The sequence below is a fragment of the Pontibacillus sp. HMF3514 genome (assembly GCF_009858175.1).
Classification (GTDB): domain Bacteria; phylum Bacillota; class Bacilli; order Bacillales; family BH030062; genus Pontibacillus.
The window spans coordinates 1596066-1615229 of the sequence record NZ_CP047393.1 but is presented as its reverse complement, the minus strand read 5'-3'; the positions used below and the strand labels follow the sequence as shown (position 1 = coordinate 1615229).

The window sequence follows — 19164 nt, the reverse complement described above, 5'->3', positions numbered from 1 at the left end:
AGTGGCTACTTTTAATGGTTTTACACAAGAAGATTTTGATGTATTTACTATAGAAGGTTTAGAGAATCGAATGGATGCTCTTAAATCAAATGTTTCCCCTAAGTTAGAAGCAATCGCAGAAGAACTTGCTCCTTACATAACTTCCTTAACTGGAGATGAGATGCATGTTCACGTTGCAAAACACGCAAGACGTAAAACAAATCCTCCTAATGATACTTGGGCAGCATTAGCTAGCAACAAACGAGGATATAAGAAGCTTCCTCATTTCCAAATTGGCATGTGGGAAAGTCACGTTTTCCTTTGGTTTGCTATGATTTATGAGAGTCCAATAAAAGAAGATTACGCGAGAGTATTAGATAAGCACAAGGAAGAAGTGATCGACCATATCCCTGCTGATTTCGTATGGTCAAAAGATCACACAAAGCCTGAGGGCATTCCACATAAGGATCTTTCAAAGGAAGATTTCCAACAACTTGTCGACAGATTACAAAATGTAAAAAAAGCTGAAATCCTCTGTGGGATTCACATTGATCGAAACGATGTGATTTTAGAAGATCGTGATGCATTCATCAATAAATGTGAAGAAACGTTTAAAACTTTAGAATATCTATATCGTTTAACAAAAGAAATTGATTAAGAAAAACTCCTACCATGACGTATGTGGTAGGAGTTTTTTTATGCTCTTTTTTCTCTCTTCCTTTCTGCATTTTCGACAAAGTTATGTAAATTTGTTATGGTGATTGATGGTAAGTAGCGTTTAGGATTCCTATTTATGTTATAATAGTCAAGTTCAGAAGCGAACGCGATTTCGAAAACAGAGGAGAGTATATATTAATGAACGTTAGACAGGATCTTCGAAACATTGCCATCATCGCTCACGTTGACCACGGCAAAACAACTCTAGTAGACCAGATGCTTCACCATTCTGGTACATTCCGTGACAACGAGCATGTTGATGACCGCGCAATGGACTCCAACGACCTCGAAAAAGAACGAGGTATTACGATTTTAGCGAAAAACACAGCAATCTCGTACAACGACACACACATCAACATTCTTGACACACCAGGTCACGCCGACTTCGGTGGTGAAGTTGAGCGTATTATGAAAATGGTTGATGGTGTTTTGCTTGTAGTAGATGCATATGAAGGCTGTATGCCACAAACACGCTTTGTGCTTAAGAAAGCTTTAGAGCAAAAATTAACACCTGTTGTTGTGCTAAACAAAATTGACCGTCCGAATGCCCGTCCAGAAGAAGTGGTAGACGAAGTATTGGACTTATTCATTGAACTAGGAGCGGACGATGACCAGTGCGAATTCCCTGTTGTCTATGCATCCGCCCTTCAAGGTACTTCCGGTCATGAACCTGAAGAACAAAATGAAACAATGGATCCAATCTTCACAACAATTCTTGACCATATCCCTGGCCCTATTGATAACGCTGAAGACCCGCTTCAATTCCAAATCACTCTACTTGATTACAACGAATATGTTGGACGTATTGGTATTGGACGTGTGTTTAGAGGCTCAATTAGCGTCGGACAACAAGTAGCCCTTATGAAGAAAGATGGTTCCGTACAAAACTTTAGAATTTCGAAGTTATTCGGATTTATCGGTCTTAAACGTATTGAAATTCAAGAAGCTAAAGCTGGAGACATTGTAGCAATAGCTGGTATGGAAGGCATTAACGTTGGTGAAACAGTTACACCTGTTGATCATCAAGAAGCTCTTCCTATCCCACGTATTGATGAGCCAACACTTCAGATGACATTCCTTGTTAATAACAGTCCTTTTGCTGGTAAAGAAGGTAAATTCATCACAGCACGTAAAATTGAAGAACGTTTATTAACTCAGCTTGAAACGGATGTAAGTTTACGTGTTGAAGAGACTGAGTCTCCAGATAAATGGATCGTAAGTGGACGCGGAGAGCTTCACCTTTCTATCTTGATTGAAAACATGCGCCGTGAAGGTTTTGAACTTCAGCTTTCTAAGCCGCAAGTTATCATTAAAGAGATCGATGGCGTGAAGTGTGAACCAGTTGAGCGCGTTCAAATCGACGTTCCAGAGGATTATCAAGGTACAGTTATGGAATCCCTTGGTTATCGTAAAGGTGAAATGGTCGACATGATGAACGATGGTAATGGCCAAGTTCGTTTAGAATTCAAAGTACCTTCCCGCGGCCTAATTGGTTATGCGACAGAGTTCATGTCTCAAACCCGTGGTTACGGTATCATCAACCACACATTCGATGGTTATGAGCCTGTTGTTGAAGGTACTGTAGGTGGCCGACGTCGTGGTGTACTTGTGGCACTTGAGAATGGTAAAGCTTCCACTTATGGAATCATGCAATTAGAAGATCGCGGAACAATCTTCGTAGAGCCAACCACAGAAGTTTACGCAGGCATGATTGTTGGTGAGCACAACCGTGAAAATGACTTAACTGTTAACATCACAAAAGAAAAACACCTAACAAACGTCCGTTCTGCTACGAAAGATCAGACAAACACAATCAAAGGTACACGTAAGATGACGCTTGAAGAAGCGATTCAGTACCTTGATGATGACGAGTTCTGTGAAGTAACACCAGAAAACGTTCGCCTACGTAAGCAAATCCTTAACAAGAGCGAACGCGAGAGAGCTGACAAGAAGAAAAATAAATAAGCAAACATTTCAACCGCTCAGAGCCTAGTGCTCTGGGCGGTTTTTTTAATTAGTTTTTAAACTCTTATTCCATTAAAGCCCCCTTATGTTGAAGACTTGGATTCGAGATATAGGTTCGGAGGAGTCCGTTGCTTGTATGAGAGTAAGGGGGGTCAGTGAAACGGCAATACTCCTGTTGCCTCACACGACGTGGGGTAGGTCGACGTTGCCACACGATGTGGCGGTCTTAGTCGATCTTCCTTGTTTACTTTGAGCCTCCTCGTTCACTCCGTTCTCTGTAGGGTCTCATCTGCCCTTTCTACCACTGGAGTTTGCCGTTTCCTTCCCCCCTTTGCGTTTATGGAGAATAACGGACTCTAGTGTGTGAGTTCTAAACCTTACGGACATATGGTACCTTATTTGTGACAGATTGCTCTTTATTAAGGTGATTTGCAGCAATTAGCGGAATGAATGTCCGTAAACTCTTAAGAAAAACCATTTTAAGGTGAAATAGCGGAACAAATGTCCGCAAGCATTTCCTCACATTATCGCTGCGGTTCCGTTAATCACCATTCGGCTAAGGTGGGCTTGGGAACGGGTTGACTCCTCCGGAAAAACGGGCGAGCGAGACCCCGCAAGAAGCGTAGCGGATGAGGAGGCTCGATCGTTCGTCCGGGGAAAGCAACCCGTTCCCAAGCCCACCGCACTCCACAATAGCAACGGAACCGCCTCTCTCACTAAAACAGTTATTCCAGATTACTGCCATATAACTGAATAAAACTTATAAAAAAACAGCAAAACCTATCACAGGTTTTGCTGCTCTCTTACATTTTTACCTTTTGACCAGAAGAAGCATTGCGAGCTTCTTTCATTACACGATAAATGGAATAACCAGACTCTTCTTCAAATTGAGAGCCTAGTTTCTTCTCCTCACTTTTAGAAGGAACAATCTGCTTAAACCGTTTATAAGCTAACATGAGGTCGTCTTGTTTCACCCCTTTTTCATAGGCTTGTTCCACTAAGTGATAAAAGTTAACAACATCAATAATTTCTTCTGTAGACCAATATTCTGTATCTAAGGGATAGTTGTAATTTGAACTCATTTCAATAATCTCCTCTCACGTTGACCATTTGTTCCGAATATCATCCGCTTCTTGAATCATCCGGTTAAATAGTTCAGCTACGGACGGGATATCGTTGATTCGACCTAAAATCTGACCTGCCCAGCCAAAACCTTGCTCATCCTGTCCTTCATAAATATAGCGTTTGTTTGCTTGCCCGCTGATATACGATTTTAACACGTCATAACCAGGAGCGTCTTTTTCTAATTCAAGAATTTTATCCGTCCATGGGTTTTTAATCGCTCTAGCAGGTGTTCCTAGGGATCGTTTAATGACTACAGTAGATTGCTCATCACCTTGTAATAACGCTTGTTGATAAGCTTCATGGGCATGCTTACACTCTTTTGTCGCAATAAACCTCGTCCCCATCTCTATTCCTTCAGCACCAAGAGCTAGTGCAGCCATAAAACCTCGCCCATCTCCTATTCCACCTGAAGAAATAACAGGAATATCAACAGCATCTACAACTTGTGGCGTTAAAACAAAAGTGCCAATATCTCCACGTCCAAGATGTCCTCCACCCTCTTGTCCAACAACCATAACTGCGTCAGCACCAAGTTCTTCTGCTTTTACTGCTTGTCTCTTGGCAGCAACAAGGATTAAGGTTTTTATTGGATAGTCTTTTACCATATCTAGAACTGGCTTCGGATTCCCACCTGTTACGGAAATAACCGGAACCTCTTCGTCAATCGCCACTTGTACCATATCCTCAAATGGTCTCCCATGCTGGCCAATAGCATAGTTTACACCAAAAGGTTGATTTGTGAGTTTTTTTACTTTATGTATTTCTTCACGTAGCTTTTCTGGACTATCTAAACTCATTGCCGTTATTTGACCTAAGCCACCAGCGTTAGAAACAGCTGCTGCGAGATCTGCATAAGCTAAGTACGCTAAGCCTCCCTGTATAATGGGATATTGAATTCCTAATAGATCTGTTACACGTGTTTGATATGACATTCAAACCCTCTCCTCTCTCCCCTAGCATAATATCTACTTATATCCTACCAAAAATCTCTGACATATTGTTATGAAAAGCTAGCCAGAACGATGCGCTTCTGCTATAATTTCTATGTTTTATGAAGCGATATATAGAAAAACGAGGTGTTTCTTTGACACAACAAAACACGCCCTTATATACAGGGCTTTTAAATCACGCATCCAAACAGCCTGTCCAATTTCATATTCCTGGCCATAAAAAAGGACTTGGTATGGATGCATCTTTTCGTAATTTTATTGGAGACAATGCTTTATCAATTGATTTAATTAATATAAGTCCACTTGATGACCTGCACCATCCACACGGGATGATAAAAGAAGCACAGCAATTAGCTGCTGAAGCATTTGGAGCTGACTACACCTTCTTTTCCGTTCAAGGAACGAGTGGAGCAATTATGACGATGATTATGGCGGTATGCTCACCTGGAGACAAAATCATTGTGCCTCGTAACGTACATAAATCTGTTACAGCAGCAATTATCTTCTCAGGAGCAACGCCAATTTTCATTCACCCCGAATTAGACGATACATTAGGGATATCACACGGCATCACACCAGACGCTGTTGAGAAGGCCTTAGAAGCTCATCCTGATGCAAAAGGGGTATTGGTCATCAACCCCACATATTTCGGGATATCAGCTGATTTAAAGCGTATAGTGGATATATCTCACTCTTATGATATACCTGTATTAGTGGATGAAGCACACGGTGTTCATATTCACTTCCATGGTGACCTGCCCCTATCAGCTATGCAAGCAGGAGCAGACATTGCTGCCACCAGTGTTCATAAACTTGGAGGTTCTTTAACACAAAGTTCCGTTTTAAATATGAGAGGCGAGCTAATATCTCATGAACGTGTGCAGACTGTTCTTTCAATGCTAACAACAACGTCTACTTCCTATATTCTATTAGCTTCTTTAGACGTAGCTCGAATGCATTTAGCTACTAAAGGTGAAGAGATCTTAGAAGAAACGATTCAATTAGCACGTCGCACACGTAATGCGATAAATAAAATCCCTCACCTTTATTGTGTAGGAGACGAAATCCTAGGGACAAAAGCAACTTACGACTATGATCCAACGAAAATCATTGTATCTGTCAAGCACCTTGGTATTACAGGGTATGATGTCGAGCTCTGGCTTCGTGAACATTACAATATTGAAGTAGAACTATCAGACTTATATAACATTTTATGTATTATTACACCTGGAGACTCAGAGGAACAGACATCCTTGTTAGTCAATGCTCTTAGAGAACTATCTGAAGCTCACCAAGAACAAGATCAAGAGTCCCAACCTATTCTTGTAGAAGTTCCTGAGATACCTTTACTTTCATTGTCTCCTAGAGATGCTTTCTATTCTGAGACGGAACTGATTCCAATGAAAGATGCTGCAGGGAGAATTAGTGCCGAGTTTGTAATGGTTTACCCTCCTGGTATTCCAATCTTCCTACCTGGAGAAATCATCACCGATGAAAACATTCAGTATATCTACAAGAATTTAGATGCCGGTTTACCTGTACAAGGCCCAGAGGACGAAACATTAGAACATATAAAAGTAATTAAAGAGCATCGTGCATTTAGATGATAACTAAAAAAAGCTAACGCAGCCTCGGCTGGTTAGCTTTTTCTTTTATGCTTTATGTTTGTTTTTACTTTTACAGCTGGAGCAGCAGTTTCCATAAAGAGTTGAGACCTTCTCATCTTCAAAATGTTCGATCACACGCTGACAGTCTTGACAAATAATTGTACCCATCGTTGATTCAACTCCCTTTAAGTGTTTTTTTGATAACGCTTTCAATATAATTTAATTATAATGTGTCATACTAAATTATTCAACCATAAATTAGTGTGACACAATTAATTTTTTTGTTATACTTATATTTCCACTGACTCATGAAGTAAAACCTCTATTTTCGTAACATACTTCACATTTTCCATCATACAATGATTGGTACAATACGGAAAATTTTATTGGCTATCGGACAAGTTCATGCTACGATGAACGTACGATACGTGATAGGAGTTGGATATAGTGGGCAAACATGCTTTTGTTTATTTGGTAGAGAACAGTAAGCAACAAGACATATCCATCGAGCAGGTTAAAGAATTACTTACTTATTATATTGATATTACATCGAAGACAGGGAAACAGTTAGGTTGGCCTTATGATCAACGAGCATTCCCATATGATATTGAAGAAAAACAAGATGAAAACGGTCATTACTTAATTCTACGTGGTAACGATCCAAAATATCGCTATTTATTAATGGGTGTTAGCCAAAAATCACTTAAAGATAACGGAGAAACTCCATATATTCAAATCACCCTCCCCGATAGCGCTAGTCAGGGTGATGTTGGTAAAGGAAATGAGATGGGAAAGTTTTTAGCGAAGCAATTACAGGGGGAATTGCATTTGTTTAATGAAAGAGTTATGTACTTCTATAAAAGAAAATAAACGTTAAAAAAAGGAGCTTGAATATTCAAGCTCCTTTTAACGATTATGGTGTCTTAATCTCTTCCGGATCAACTAATTCATAACCTTTTTCACGCAAACCTTTCACAATATCGTCCAAGGCTTTTGCAGTCCACTCACGGTCATGCATAAGAAGGTTAGAACCATTACTTAGATAAGGAGTGTTCACCATAATATCAGCAATGGCATCCTCACTCATATACTTTTGATTCCAATCATAACCGTATGACCAGTTCATGACTGCCATTTTCTCTTGTTTAGCTAACTCCATAGAATAGTCCGTGTTTAAGCCATGTGGAGCACGGAAAAACTTCGGTCGCTCTCCTATTACTTCCTCAATTAAATCGCTTAAACCTAAGATTTGCTCCTTTTGGATGTCTTCAGCTATTGGGTTACCATTTGATTTTAAAGCTTTGTGATTCATCGTATGATTTCCGATTGCAAAGCCCATCTCATGGATTTTCTTTAACGTTTCCTTTTCTTCTTCGGTGTTAATAAAATGTCCATTCACAAAAAAGATGGCTGGCGCATTTAATTCTTTTAGGGTTTTTGCCATTTCAAGTCCGTTTTTATCAGGGGTATCATCAATGGTTAGAAGTACAACTTTTTCATTAGCATCACCAATTGGTTTAATACTCCAATTCCCTGTCACTTTATATTTCGGTTCTTTTACTTCTTCTTTATCTGATTCTTCCTTATCTTTTTGATCTTGTTTGTCACTTTTTTCATTTTCCTTTTGTTCTGTCTCTTGACCCTCTTGCTCTGAACCTTCTGTATTGTTATCTTGACTAGTGTTCTGACCATTTTCTTCTTGTTGATTTTCTTGTTCTGTTGAATTTTGGTCATTGTTATCTTGCTTTGTGTTGCTGGTTGTTTCAGATTGACTGCAAGCGGTTAACAACAAGATTAAAGATAATAATACAAAGCTTCCCCATTTTTTCATGTAAAGTTCCTCCTGATCTGGTATGTACTTGATGTTACATTTATTATATAAGAGAAAAGTCTCTTATCCTATTGGTTTTTAACAAATTTTTTCTATACAATAAAAATTAGGACTATTTAACTTCCTATAAAAATGATAAAGGTGAGGATTATGTTATCTGCGTTAAAAAACCTCCAACTATTTGGGGGACGAACCCTAAAGACTGGGGTTTCTGTACTTATCACTTCTTTTATATGTTTATTGTTTGACTTACCCGTAATCTTTGCCGTGATAACGGCAATTGTAACAGTTGAGAACACAGCAGCTGATTCCATTAAAAAAGCGGTTGTAAGGTTTCCTGCTTCTGCTATCGGTGCATTCATTGCAGTAACCTCTTTTGCAACCCTTGGTAAAACTGCAATCACCTATGCATTAGCAGCAACGCTAACCATTGCTATATGTAATAAATTAAAGCTTTACGATGGAATTCTAGTTGCAACGTTAACTGCTGTTGCGATGATTCCGAATTTTGATAGCCATTATATTGCATCATTTTTTATTCGATTAGGCACCACATCTATCGGGATCGTCGTTTCAACTTTAGTCAATTACGTCTTACTTCCACCTAATTACTCGGAAAGAATTTTTCAAAACGTTCGCAACCTATATCATGAAGCTGCGGATATTTTAGAGTGCACATTTCCAAAATTAGTAGACGCTGACAATCCTAAAGTGAAATCGATGCAAAAAGCTTATCGACAACTTACATTTCAGTTAGAGAAAACGTATCAACTGTCCCAATTCCAACGTGAAGAGTGGCAATATCATCGTCACTCTACGAAAGAAATGAAAGCCTTCCAGTATGCTCAAAAGAAACTAAATATGTTGCAGCAAATTACTTATCACCTAGGAAACCTGCAATACGTTCAATTAGAACAAAATGCGTTTACGCATGAAGAAAAAACCTTAATAAAGAGTATCATTTCTTCGATCGCGGAAATATTAAGAACACCATCACATGAAATATCAAATGAACATTTTCAGCGCATTGAGCAATTGGACGAGGAATTTTGGCACTGGAAGGAAGACCACATCGAACATACAACCAAATATCGCCATCACTTCCCTCCGCAAACGATTGTGATCTATGAGTTGCTCTGTCTCCATGATGTGTTAGAAGAGCTTCGTGACATATCTAAGGATCGATACCATCTCATCGAATGTAAATCGTAATGTCGGAAAACCTCGTTACAAAGCGCATGATTGAAACTACATGAAATTCAGAAAGGAATGGAGTCATCATGAAAAGTGTAACGAAGGTATTTTTCCTTTCTCTTGTTGTGGCTATCATTTTCATTATTTGGGGTATCATCCCTAAAGAAGTATTACCAGATTACAATTTAGACACTGTAACAGGGAAAGTACAACAGTTTTTAGTCAACAAGTTTGGTTGGTTTTACTTATTATCCGCAACAGGATTTTTAATCTTTGCCTTGTTCTTAATTTTTTCGAAATATGGAAATATTGTTCTTGGTAAAGAAGGAGATAAACCAGAATACTCTTATTTAACCTGGTTTGCGATGTTATTTAGTGCAGGTATGGGTATTGGATTGATTTTCTGGGGAGCAGCTGAACCTATTTCTCATTATTACAATCCACCTACTTCCGATCCTGAGACAGCAAACGCAGCCCGTGAAGCATTACGGTATAGCTTTTTCCACTGGGGTCTCCACCCCTGGGGGATTTACGCAATAATTGCTCTTGCAATAGCCTATTTTCAGTTTAGAAAGGAAGCACCAGGTTTAATAAGTTCGATCTTAACCCCATTGTTGGGTGAAGAAAGAACAAGTGGTGGTATTGGAACTTTAGTTGATTTTATCGCTGTTTTTGCCACTATTTTTGGAGTGGCCACTTCCTTAGGATTTGGGGCTAAACAAATCTCAGGTGGAGTAGCCTATATGTTTGATGGATTAGCTGATACGTTTACCCTTCAGCTTATCATCATTTTAATAGTTACCTTCCTGTATATGATTTCAGCTCAAACGGGATTAAATAAAGGGATTAAATATCTAAGTAACACAAACATCGTTCTCGCAATTGGTCTAATGGTCTTTCTTTTGTTCGTAGGGCCGACAAACTTCATTATGGACTTATTTACAACAACACTTGGAAGTTATGTTCAAAACCTTCCTCTAATGAGTTTTAAGTTGAGTCCATTTGAACAAAGCTCTTGGACCCAAGATTGGACCGTATTCTATTGGGCATGGTGGATTGCCTGGGCTCCATTTGTTGGAACATTTATTGCACGTGTATCAAAAGGGCGTACAGTACGAGAGTTCATTCTTGGTGTACTATTAGTTCCAACGATCTTTGGTGGTTTATGGTTCTCTGTTTTCGGAGGAACTGCTATGCACTTAGAATATTTTGAAGGTACAAATATCAATCAATTAGTAAGTGAACATGGTTCTGAAGTAGCTTTATTCAGCGTATTGGAGAACATGCCGTTAGGCGGGATTATGTCATTTATCGCCATATTGCTCATCTCCACATTCTTTATTACATCAGCAGACTCCGCTACATTTGTATTAGGGATGCAAACGACAAACGGAAGCTTACACCCACCTAACCAGGTAAAATTCATTTGGGGACTTGTACAATCTTCTGCAGCAGCTATCCTTATTTGGCAAGGTGGACTAGGAGCTCTCCAAACAGCTTCGATTATAGCCGCTTTCCCATTTACGATGCTTATGATCTTAATGGTTTTCTCTTTACTTAAATCATTCCAAGAAGAGGGAAGAAAATATCCGTTAACACGTCAAAAACGGAAACCAAAAGAAAATGATTAATAAAAAACCTTGATCAATCACTGATTGATCAAGGTTTTTTTAATACACGAGCCATGTAAACAGCCAATGACCGCCATATATCGCAGCAAAACTAATGATCAAATGAGTACATGCCTGCCCTGTAGAAAAAGAGTACTTTCTTAACAACCTCACGAATAACATAAACGAGAGACAGAACAATATAGCTTGAAATGACCAATGATCTTTCTTCGATACATGAATCACAAGTAAATATAGACTCCACAAAACGCCTAAACCATTATACAACAACAAATATTTCATTGTAGCTCTCCTACCTTTATGGACGTGCTTTATTTCATTATATGAACAACATTAAACGAGTATTTTTCATTTTTGTAACATTTCAATAACAAAGCCTGATTTCAAGGTTTTGTTTGATACAATAAGACAAACATAAGATTTAGGTAGGTGGAGCTCTGTATGCACATGAAATGGCTTCCCTTAGCATTTGCTTTAGTATTATTAACTGGCTCATGCTCAGCCCAACAAGCAGGTTCCGTGAATATTTATCAAATGAACCCTTCTAATTATGAGATCCTCTTATTATCCGAAAAAAATAACGAAGAATCAGAAAAGGAATATATTGATGCGATCCTTGAGTTAAAGCTCAAATATCCTGAACAGTTAAGTGACATTTCCTTAACTCAAAAAGGAAACAATACTCAAGATTTTCCTGATATATCTCAATATCCTGCCCTCATTATTCAACAGAATGGTAAAACCATTGCTTCGATTAAAGGAAAGCGGAGTAAGCAGGATATTTTAAAGATATTACAAGAGAATATTTCGTATTAAGCTAAAAAACCAAGGACACACCCTTCCCCCAGGTGTCTCCTTGGTTTTTGATTATAATCACCGCAATGTTTATGTTGAAATGACCTTCTTACTACTTTCCTCACTTCGATCATCAACCTATTAAAAATCCCCTAAGTGGCTTAAAAACACTTAGGGGATTTTTCAATCATTATTAAACAGTGTGAATTGGTTTGCCAAGAGCTACTTCTGCAGCTTCCATTGTAATCTCACCAAGTGAAGGGTGAGCATGGATAGTTAGGGCAAGATCTTCAGCTGTCATACCAGATTCGATTGCAAGACCAACCTCAGCAATCATGTCACTAGCATTTGCACCAGCGATTTGACCACCAAGTACTACACCATCTTCTTTACGAGTAACAAGCTTCAAGAAGCCTTCAGTTTCGTTAAGAGATAGTGCACGACCATTAGCTGCAAATGGGAACTTAGCTGCTTTCACATCGAAACCTGCTTCTTTCGCACTTTCCTCAGTGTGACCAACTGTTGCAAGCTCAGGTTCAGAGAATACAACTGCTGGGATGCCAAGGTAGTCGATTTCAGATGCATGTCCACTGATAGCCTCTGCAGCAATCTTACCTTCATAAGATGCTTTGTGAGCTAGTGGAGGTCCATCAACGATATCACCAATTGCATAGATGTTATCGATGTTTGTACGACATTGCTTATCGATTTGGATAAGACCTTTGTCAGACATTTCAACACCTACTTGCTCAAGACCAAGCTCATCTGTGTTTGGCTTACGCCCCACTGTTACAAGTACGTAGTCAGCATCAATTGTTTGTGATTCACCTTTAGCTTCATACGTTACAGTTACGCCGTCTTCTTTTTCTTCAACACCTTGAGCCATAGCGTTTGTTACAACGTTAACGCCTTTTTTCTTAAGCTTCTTCTTAACAAGCTGACGCATTTGTTTTTCAAAACCTAATAAAATGTCTTCTTGACCTTCAAGGATTGTTACTTCTGTACCGAAGTTCGCGTATGCAGTACCAAGTTCAGTACCGATATAACCGCCACCGATTACAACCATCTTCTCTGGAATTTCACTAAGGTTTAGCGCACCAGTAGAGTTAATTACACGATCAGAGTACTTGAAGTTCGGAAGTTCAATTGGGCGAGAACCTGTTCCGATAATACAGTTGTTGAACGTGTATGTCTGAGAGTTTTTCTCATCCATAACTTTTACAGTGTTTTTGTCTACGAAATATACTTCACCTTTAACGATGTCTACTTTGTTCCCCTTAAGAAGGCTTTCAACACCGCCAGTAAGTTTGTTAACAACTTGGCCTTTCCATTCTTGTGTCTTGGAAAAGTCAATGGATACGTTCTCTGTTTGAATACCCATGTCGTCTGCACCTTGAGCGTGCTCATAACGGTGACCCGCTTGAATTAACGCTTTAGATGGGATACATCCGACGTTAAGGCACACGCCACCAAGGTTCCCTTTGTCGACAATTGTTACGTTTTGACCTTCTTGTGCAGCACGGATTGCAGCTACGTAGCCACCAGGTCCCGCACCAACAACAAGTGTGTCTAGTTCAATTGGAAAATCTCCTACTACCATACGTTACGCCTCCATCATAATTAATTGTGGATCGTTCAGTAAACGTTTAATTTGGTTCATAGCATGTTGAGCTGTTGCACCATCAATTAGACGATGGTCAAAGCTTAGGGAAATTGCAAGAACCGGAGCAACGACAACTTCTCCATCACGCACAACTGGCTTTTCTGCGATACGGCCGATACCAAGGATCGCAACTTCTGGGTGGTTGATAACTGGTGTGAACCACTGTCCACCTGCAGAACCAATGTTTGTGATTGTGCAAGAAGCGCCTTTCATCTCCTCTGAAGTTAGTTTACCATCACGAGCTTTTCCTGCCAATTCATTAATTTCAGAAGAGATATCGAAAATAGACTTACGGTCAGCATCTTTAACAACTGGTACGACTAGACCTTTGTCTGTGTCAGCAGCAATACCGATGTTGTAGTAATGCTTATGAACAATCTCTTGTGTTTCATCATCTAGAGAAGTGTTCAAGATTGGATACTTCTTCAGTGTAGAAACTAATGCACGTACTACGTATGGAAGATACGTTAGCTTGATGTCTTGATCTGCAGCTGCTTGTTTGAACTTCTTACGGTGTGCAACAAGTTCAGTAACGTCAACTTCATCCATAAGTGTTACGTGAGGAGCTGTTTGCTTAGAGTTAGACATTGCTTTAGCAATAGCCTTACGCATACCGCTCATCTTCTCACGAGTCTCAGGGTATTGACCTTGTGGAGCTGCTTGTTGTTGTGTAGCTTCCTCTTGTGCTGGTGTTTCTTCAGCTTGCTGTTCTGTTTGCTCAGCAGCTTGAGTATCACCATTTAGGTAAGCATCGATATCATCTTTTAATACACGGCCATTCTTGCCTGTGCCTGATACCTGATTAATGTTTACGCCATTTTCACGAGCGTATTTACGAACAGATGGCATAGCGATAACAAGCTTGTCATCAGCTTCAGCATCATCCTGTTGCTTAGCAGCAGGCTCTTGCTTCTGATCTGCTTTTTCTTGAGAATCATCTTTAGACTCTTCTTGTTTAGACTCTTCTTGAGATGCTTCTTCTTCTTCGCCTGCATCCTCTTCTTCATCGTTACCTTCGTAACCAGGAGCGTCTAATGTAATAATTGTCGTACCAACTGTCGCAACTTCTCCTTCACCTACATGAAGCTTTTGTACTGTACCTTCTACAGCAGATGGGATTTCTACAACAGCTTTATCGTTTTGTACTTCACAAAGAACGTCGTCTTCTTTTACTTCATCGCCTTCTTTTACAAACCATTTCGCGATTTCACCTTCGTGGATACCTTCACCGATATCCGGCAGCTTAAAATTGTAAGCCACAACAATTACCTCCTATCGTTGGTTGCATTAAAAGTTCATTACTTTGTTGACTTTATCTAAGATGTCATTATGATTTGGTAACCAAACTTCCTCTGCAGAAGAGAATGGGTATACTGTGTCAGGTGCTGCTACACGAAGTACTGGAGCTTCAAGGTGCAGAATTGCACGCTCTTGAATTTCAGATGCAACAGATGCAGCGATTCCAGCTTGCTTTTGAGCTTCTTGAATAACAACCACACGGTTTGTTTTTTCAACTGAGTTGATAATTGTTTCGTAGTCAACTGGACTGATTGTACGTAAGTCAATAACTTCTGCTTGTACACCGTCTTTTTCTAATTGTTCAGCTGCTTTAAGTGCAGAGTGAACCATAGCTCCGTAAGCAACTAGTGTTACGTCACTACCTTCACGTTTTATGTCCGCTTTACCTAAGTCAATTGTGTATTCTTCTTCAGGTACTTCAGCACGGAATGAACGGTAAAGTTTCATGTGCTCTAAGAAAATAACTGGGTCATTTTCACGGATAGACTGAATTAGAAGACCTTTTGCATCATATGGAGTTGATGGAATCACAACGCGAAGTCCTGGCTGTTGCGCCATAAGTCCTTCTAAGGAGTCTGCGTGAAGTTCTGGTGTGTGAACGCCGCCACCGAATGGTGAACGTACAGTGATTGGCATGTTGTACGTATTACCTGTACGGTAACGGATACGAGCCATTTGACCACTAATAGCGTCCATTGTTTCAAATACGAAACCAAAGAATTGAATCTCTGGTACTGGACGGAAGCCTTGTAGAGCTAGACCGATAGACATACCGCCGATACCTGACTCAGCAAGTGGCGTGTCAAATACACGATCTTCTCCAAATTCTTTTTGAAGTCCTTCAGTCGCACGGAAAACACCACCGTTTTGACCTACGTCTTCGCCGAAGATTAGAACATTTTCATCATTTTTAAGCTCTGTTTGCATCGCATTAGTGATGGCTTGGATCATTGTCATTTGTGCCATGGTCTACTTCGACTCCTTTTCTTTGTATTCTTCCATTTGCTCCTGTAGGTTCTGTGGAAGTTCCTCATGCATGATGGAGATTAAGTCTGTAACTTTTTGTTTAGGTTGCTCATCAGCTTTCTTGATTGCAGCCTTAATTTCTTCTTTTGCGTTTTCGATGATTTCGTTTTCTTTCTCTTCAGACCAAAGGCCTTTACCTTCTAGGAATTTACGGAAACGGCTAAGTGGGTCTTTCTTTTCCCATTCGTTTTCGTCTTCTTCTGTACGGTAACGTGTTGGGTCGTCACCAGCCATTGTGTGTGGACCATAACGATACGTTAACGTTTCGATAAGTGTTGGGCCTTCGCCATTGATAGCGCGCTCACGAGCGTCTTGTGTTACTTTATAAACAGCAAGTACGTCCATACCGTCAACTTGTACGCCTTCGATACCAGCTGCAACAGCTTTTTGAGCGATTGTTTCAGCAGCAGACTGCTTTTCTACCGGTACAGAGATTGCATAACGGTTATTCTGAACGAAGAAAATTGCAGGAGCGTTGAATGCACCAGCAAAGTTAATACCTTCGTAGAAGTCACCTTGAGAAGCACCGCCGTCGCCTGTGTATGTTACAGCAACGTTTTTCTTACCGCGCTTTTTAAGTCCAAGTGCTACACCAGCTGTTTGAGTGATTTGCGCACCGATGATGATTTGTGGTGGTACAGCTTGTGTTTCACCCATTTGGTTACCATGGAAGTGTCCACGGGAGAATAAGAATGCTTGGTATAGTGGAAGACCATGCCAAATAAGCTGTGGTACATCACGATATCCTGGTAGTAAGAAGTCCTCTTTTTCCATTGCAAAATGACTTCCTAATTGAGAAGCTTCCTGACCTGCTGTTGGTGCATAGAAGCCTAAACGACCTTGACGGTTCAATGCGATTGAACGCTGGTCTAAAATACGCGTATATACCATACGACGCATAAGTTCTTGTAGGTCTTCGTCTGAAAGATCTGGCATAGCATCTTCATTCACGACTTCGCCGTCTTCATTCAAGATTTGAAACGTTTCAAACTGTTCTTCAACATTTTCTAATGTTCGTTTCAAAATTCTTCACCTCTTCCTTTCTTCCATCCTAAATTTAAATTAACCTTTATTAGCTTTCCCAAAAGCTTTAAAAATGTGTACCGGAATTTGCTCTTGTTGTGTTTACCCTTAAAAAAGGGATTATAATCGTTCTGATAGCTCTGATTTATGGATCTGTTTCATACGATCGGCAAAAAATAATGGTACAACTTACGATCATTTAGTAGTTTAGCTTATTTAAAAGCAATTCGTCAAACACTTTGTACACTAGCATTATTATTTTCTTTTCCCTTCAAGTTAAATCATTCATCCACATAACATACAAAAACTGTATCAATGCTTTAGTAGAACTGTAATAATAATTACTCAATAAAATAAAAAAGCTGCCCTAAAGGACAGCTTTTAGTCGTTTTGATCTTCTTTTTGATTCTCTGTTTCATCTTTTTGATTCTGTTCATCATACTCAACATTTAATTCAGCCGCTTCATAAAATGCTCTCTTCAAATCATTGTACTCTTTTGTGTACTTATTAAATGTTGTGTTCGCTTTAATCACTTTTTCATAGCTTTTGTTAATCTTATCAATTTGTGCTTTTAGTTTCTCTTCTGTCAATTCTTTATCTTGTAACATCTGATACAACTCTTTGTCTAGTTTCATAGCATCTTGATAAGCATTATATAGGTCCTGATAAGCTTGGTAACGTTTATCAAAAACTTCTATCATTTTTTCTGCTTTCTTTTTAGCTTCTTCATTTTCAAGATCTTCAGTAAGTGGCTTAATCTTATCGAATTCTGTTTTGGCAGATTCAATGCTTTCTTTTTCAACTTCTAGCTTTTGTTTACGTTGTTCAATTAAGTCTAGCGCCTCATTTGATAACTCTTTGATTTTTTCAAAGTCTTTCATTCCTAAATCAATGATTTGATCATAAAGCTTTTTCTCTTCTTGTTCTAACTGTACTAATGGATCCTGTTGGTCTTTGAAAGCATCTTCAAGTGTAACGGCTTTTTCTAAATGATCGTACATTTTTTCAGCAGCGGTTGGCCCATTGTTACATGCCGCAAGGAGTAACGTTGATGCAAGAATGACTACTAAAATTTTCCCTAAGCGCAATGTCTATTTCCTCCTTATGGTTATTCCACCATTATTAATCATTATTTATGTTCATTAGTATAACATATCAAAGCCCATGGCACGTGTCTTTTTGTATTGTTTGATATGTCTGTCCAGATGTAAATAATTTCTTTACTTGTCATAATCTCACTATTGTCTGTTTACAATCTATTTATATCACGAAAAATTACCATTTAGAATCATTTCTTCACATTTGTGATATATTCCCTAAACCAACCCGTTTGTGTTAAACTATTGATTATGATTTAATAAGAAATTTTACCAAATACCTATCATATATATTAGAAAAGGTATAGATGTAATGAGATAAGAAAGGATTGTGTAAATATGATTACCATGGATGATGTCGTTCGTGAAGGTCACCCGGTTTTACGTGAAGTAGCCGATGAAGTTCCACTCCCCCTTAGTAAGGAAGATCGCGACACATTAGAGCAAATGCTTCAATACTTAGAAAACTCCCAAGATGATGAAATGGCTGAAAAATACAACCTTAGACCAGGAGTTGGATTAGCAGCCCCGCAAATTAATATTTCAAAACGTATGCTTGCTGTACATTTTTCCGACTTTAATGACAAGTTTTACAGCTATGGTCTAGTTAATCCAAGAATCGTAAGTCACTCCATTGAAAAAACATACTTAACTTCAGGAGAAGGTTGCTTATCTGTTGATCGTGATGTTCCTGGTTATGTTCCTCGTTATGCACGTATCACTGTAAAAGCAACCGATCTAGAAGGCAACGAAGTGAAACTACGTCTTAAAGGATTTGCAGCCATTGTATTACAACATGAAATTGATCATTTGAACGGCATTATGTTTTATGATCATATTAATGTAGATAACCCATTTCAGGAACCGGAAAACGCAAAACCAGCTGATCAATAAAAGAAAAGTAACAGAAACGTATGAACTTTCTCTAGTTCATACGTTTTTTAAGAACAAAAGCTCAAGCGCCCGTTTAGTAGCGAAGGGACTGGACTGAGCCCGTAGTGAGAATAACCAAACTTGCTGATTAGCAAGCCGAAAGGCGCAGATAGAAGCTTAGTTGCCGTGGTACTTTTACCTAGAAATTTTAACTACGTCGAGTTCCTTCATTGTTAAAATTTCATGTCACAAACGTATTAAGGAAACACAAATTGTGAGATAATTTGATGTTAACTTATCGAACGGAGGAGCTTGATGTGGCCACGCTCTCATAAATGAGTTATACGCAAGCCACGAATATTATAATCTTCTAGATATAAAAAAAGAA

Annotated in this window: 18 protein-coding genes; 8 read left to right on the top strand and 10 right to left on the bottom strand. The window is 39.1% G+C overall.

Annotated elements, in window-relative coordinates:
* The first annotated feature begins 1 nt into the window (after position 1).
* Entirely contained in the window at positions 2–637 is a 636-nt protein-coding gene (locus GS400_RS08385; RefSeq protein ID WP_160100786.1) for a YktB family protein, read from the top strand.
* 197 nt (positions 638–834) lie between these two features.
* Entirely contained in the window at positions 835–2661 is a 1827-nt protein-coding gene (typA, locus tag GS400_RS08380; RefSeq protein ID WP_160100784.1) for a translational GTPase TypA, read from the top strand.
* Between the two features lie 803 nt (positions 2662–3464).
* On the opposite strand, the gene GS400_RS08375 is transcribed toward typA, so the two are convergent.
* Both GS400_RS08375 and GS400_RS08370 read right to left on the bottom strand, forming a co-directional pair.
* Positions 3465–3743 (bottom strand): UPF0223 family protein, encoded by a 279-nt coding sequence (locus GS400_RS08375; RefSeq protein WP_160100782.1) that lies wholly within the window; start codon positions 3741–3743, stop codon positions 3465–3467.
* A 15-nt stretch (positions 3744–3758) separates the two neighbouring features.
* Positions 3759–4718 (bottom strand): NAD(P)H-dependent flavin oxidoreductase, encoded by a 960-nt coding sequence (locus GS400_RS08370; protein WP_160100780.1) that lies wholly within the window; start codon positions 4716–4718, stop codon positions 3759–3761.
* A 152-nt stretch (positions 4719–4870) separates the two neighbouring features.
* On the opposite strand from GS400_RS08370, the gene GS400_RS08365 reads away from it, so the two are divergent.
* Entirely contained in the window at positions 4871–6343 is a 1473-nt protein-coding gene (locus GS400_RS08365; RefSeq protein WP_160100778.1) for an aminotransferase class I/II-fold pyridoxal phosphate-dependent enzyme, read from the top strand.
* Between the two features lie 45 nt (positions 6344–6388).
* On the opposite strand, the gene GS400_RS08360 is transcribed toward GS400_RS08365, so the two are convergent.
* Positions 6389–6511, bottom strand: coding sequence for a GapA-binding peptide SR1P (locus GS400_RS08360; RefSeq protein ID WP_081672969.1), 123 nt, complete (start codon positions 6509–6511; stop codon positions 6389–6391).
* Between the two features lie 279 nt (positions 6512–6790).
* Between GS400_RS08360 and GS400_RS08355 the strand changes: the two genes are divergently transcribed.
* The gene (locus GS400_RS08355; RefSeq protein WP_201450145.1) at positions 6791–7213 is read left to right on the top strand and encodes a DUF1885 family protein; all 423 of its coding nucleotides are present in this window, start codon (positions 6791–6793) and stop codon (positions 7211–7213) included.
* Between the two features lie 43 nt (positions 7214–7256).
* On the opposite strand, the gene GS400_RS08350 is transcribed toward GS400_RS08355, so the two are convergent.
* Positions 7257–8174, bottom strand: a complete 918-nt coding sequence (locus GS400_RS08350; RefSeq protein ID WP_160100776.1) for a polysaccharide deacetylase family protein — start codon at positions 8172–8174, stop codon at positions 7257–7259.
* 150 nt (positions 8175–8324) lie between these two features.
* On the opposite strand from GS400_RS08350, the gene GS400_RS08345 reads away from it, so the two are divergent.
* Positions 8325–9386, top strand: coding sequence for an FUSC family protein (locus GS400_RS08345; RefSeq protein ID WP_160100774.1), 1062 nt, complete (start codon positions 8325–8327; stop codon positions 9384–9386).
* A 68-nt stretch (positions 9387–9454) separates the two neighbouring features.
* A complete protein-coding gene (locus GS400_RS08340; RefSeq protein ID WP_160100772.1) occupies positions 9455–10999 on the top strand; it encodes a glycine betaine uptake BCCT transporter in 1545 nt (514 codons plus the stop codon).
* A gap of 39 nt (positions 11000–11038) precedes the next feature.
* Here GS400_RS08340 and GS400_RS08335 read toward each other — a convergent pair whose 3' ends face one another.
* On the bottom strand, positions 11039–11281 hold the full coding sequence (locus GS400_RS08335; protein ID WP_160100770.1) for a hypothetical protein: 243 nt from the start codon (positions 11279–11281) through the stop codon (positions 11039–11041).
* Between the two features lie 159 nt (positions 11282–11440).
* On the opposite strand from GS400_RS08335, the gene GS400_RS08330 reads away from it, so the two are divergent.
* Positions 11441–11815, top strand: a complete 375-nt coding sequence (locus GS400_RS08330) for a hypothetical protein (RefSeq protein ID WP_160100768.1) — start codon at positions 11441–11443, stop codon at positions 11813–11815.
* A 172-nt stretch (positions 11816–11987) separates the two neighbouring features.
* On the opposite strand, the gene lpdA is transcribed toward GS400_RS08330, so the two are convergent.
* The 5 genes from lpdA to GS400_RS08305 form a co-directional block, all read right to left on the bottom strand.
* Positions 11988–13394, bottom strand: a complete 1407-nt coding sequence (lpdA, locus tag GS400_RS08325) for a dihydrolipoyl dehydrogenase (RefSeq protein WP_160100766.1) — start codon at positions 13392–13394, stop codon at positions 11988–11990.
* Between the two features lie 3 nt (positions 13395–13397).
* Entirely contained in the window at positions 13398–14717 is a 1320-nt protein-coding gene (locus GS400_RS08320; RefSeq protein ID WP_160100764.1) for a dihydrolipoamide acetyltransferase family protein, read from the bottom strand.
* Positions 14718–14744: 27 nt separating this feature from the next.
* Complete coding sequence (locus GS400_RS08315) at positions 14745–15722, bottom strand: alpha-ketoacid dehydrogenase subunit beta (RefSeq protein WP_160100763.1); 978 nt, start codon at positions 15720–15722, stop codon at positions 14745–14747.
* A gap of 3 nt (positions 15723–15725) precedes the next feature.
* Positions 15726–16805 (bottom strand): pyruvate dehydrogenase (acetyl-transferring) E1 component subunit alpha, encoded by a 1080-nt coding sequence (gene pdhA, locus GS400_RS08310; RefSeq protein ID WP_160100761.1) that lies wholly within the window; start codon positions 16803–16805, stop codon positions 15726–15728.
* Between the two features lie 381 nt (positions 16806–17186).
* On the bottom strand, positions 17187–17894 hold the full coding sequence (locus GS400_RS08305; RefSeq protein WP_236561206.1) for a YkyA family protein: 708 nt from the start codon (positions 17892–17894) through the stop codon (positions 17187–17189).
* A 348-nt stretch (positions 17895–18242) separates the two neighbouring features.
* Here GS400_RS08305 and def point away from each other — a divergent pair, with 348 nt between their 5' ends.
* On the top strand, positions 18243–18797 hold the full coding sequence (def, locus tag GS400_RS08300) for a peptide deformylase (protein ID WP_160100759.1): 555 nt from the start codon (positions 18243–18245) through the stop codon (positions 18795–18797).
* The last annotated feature ends 367 nt before the right edge of the window (positions 18798–19164 follow it).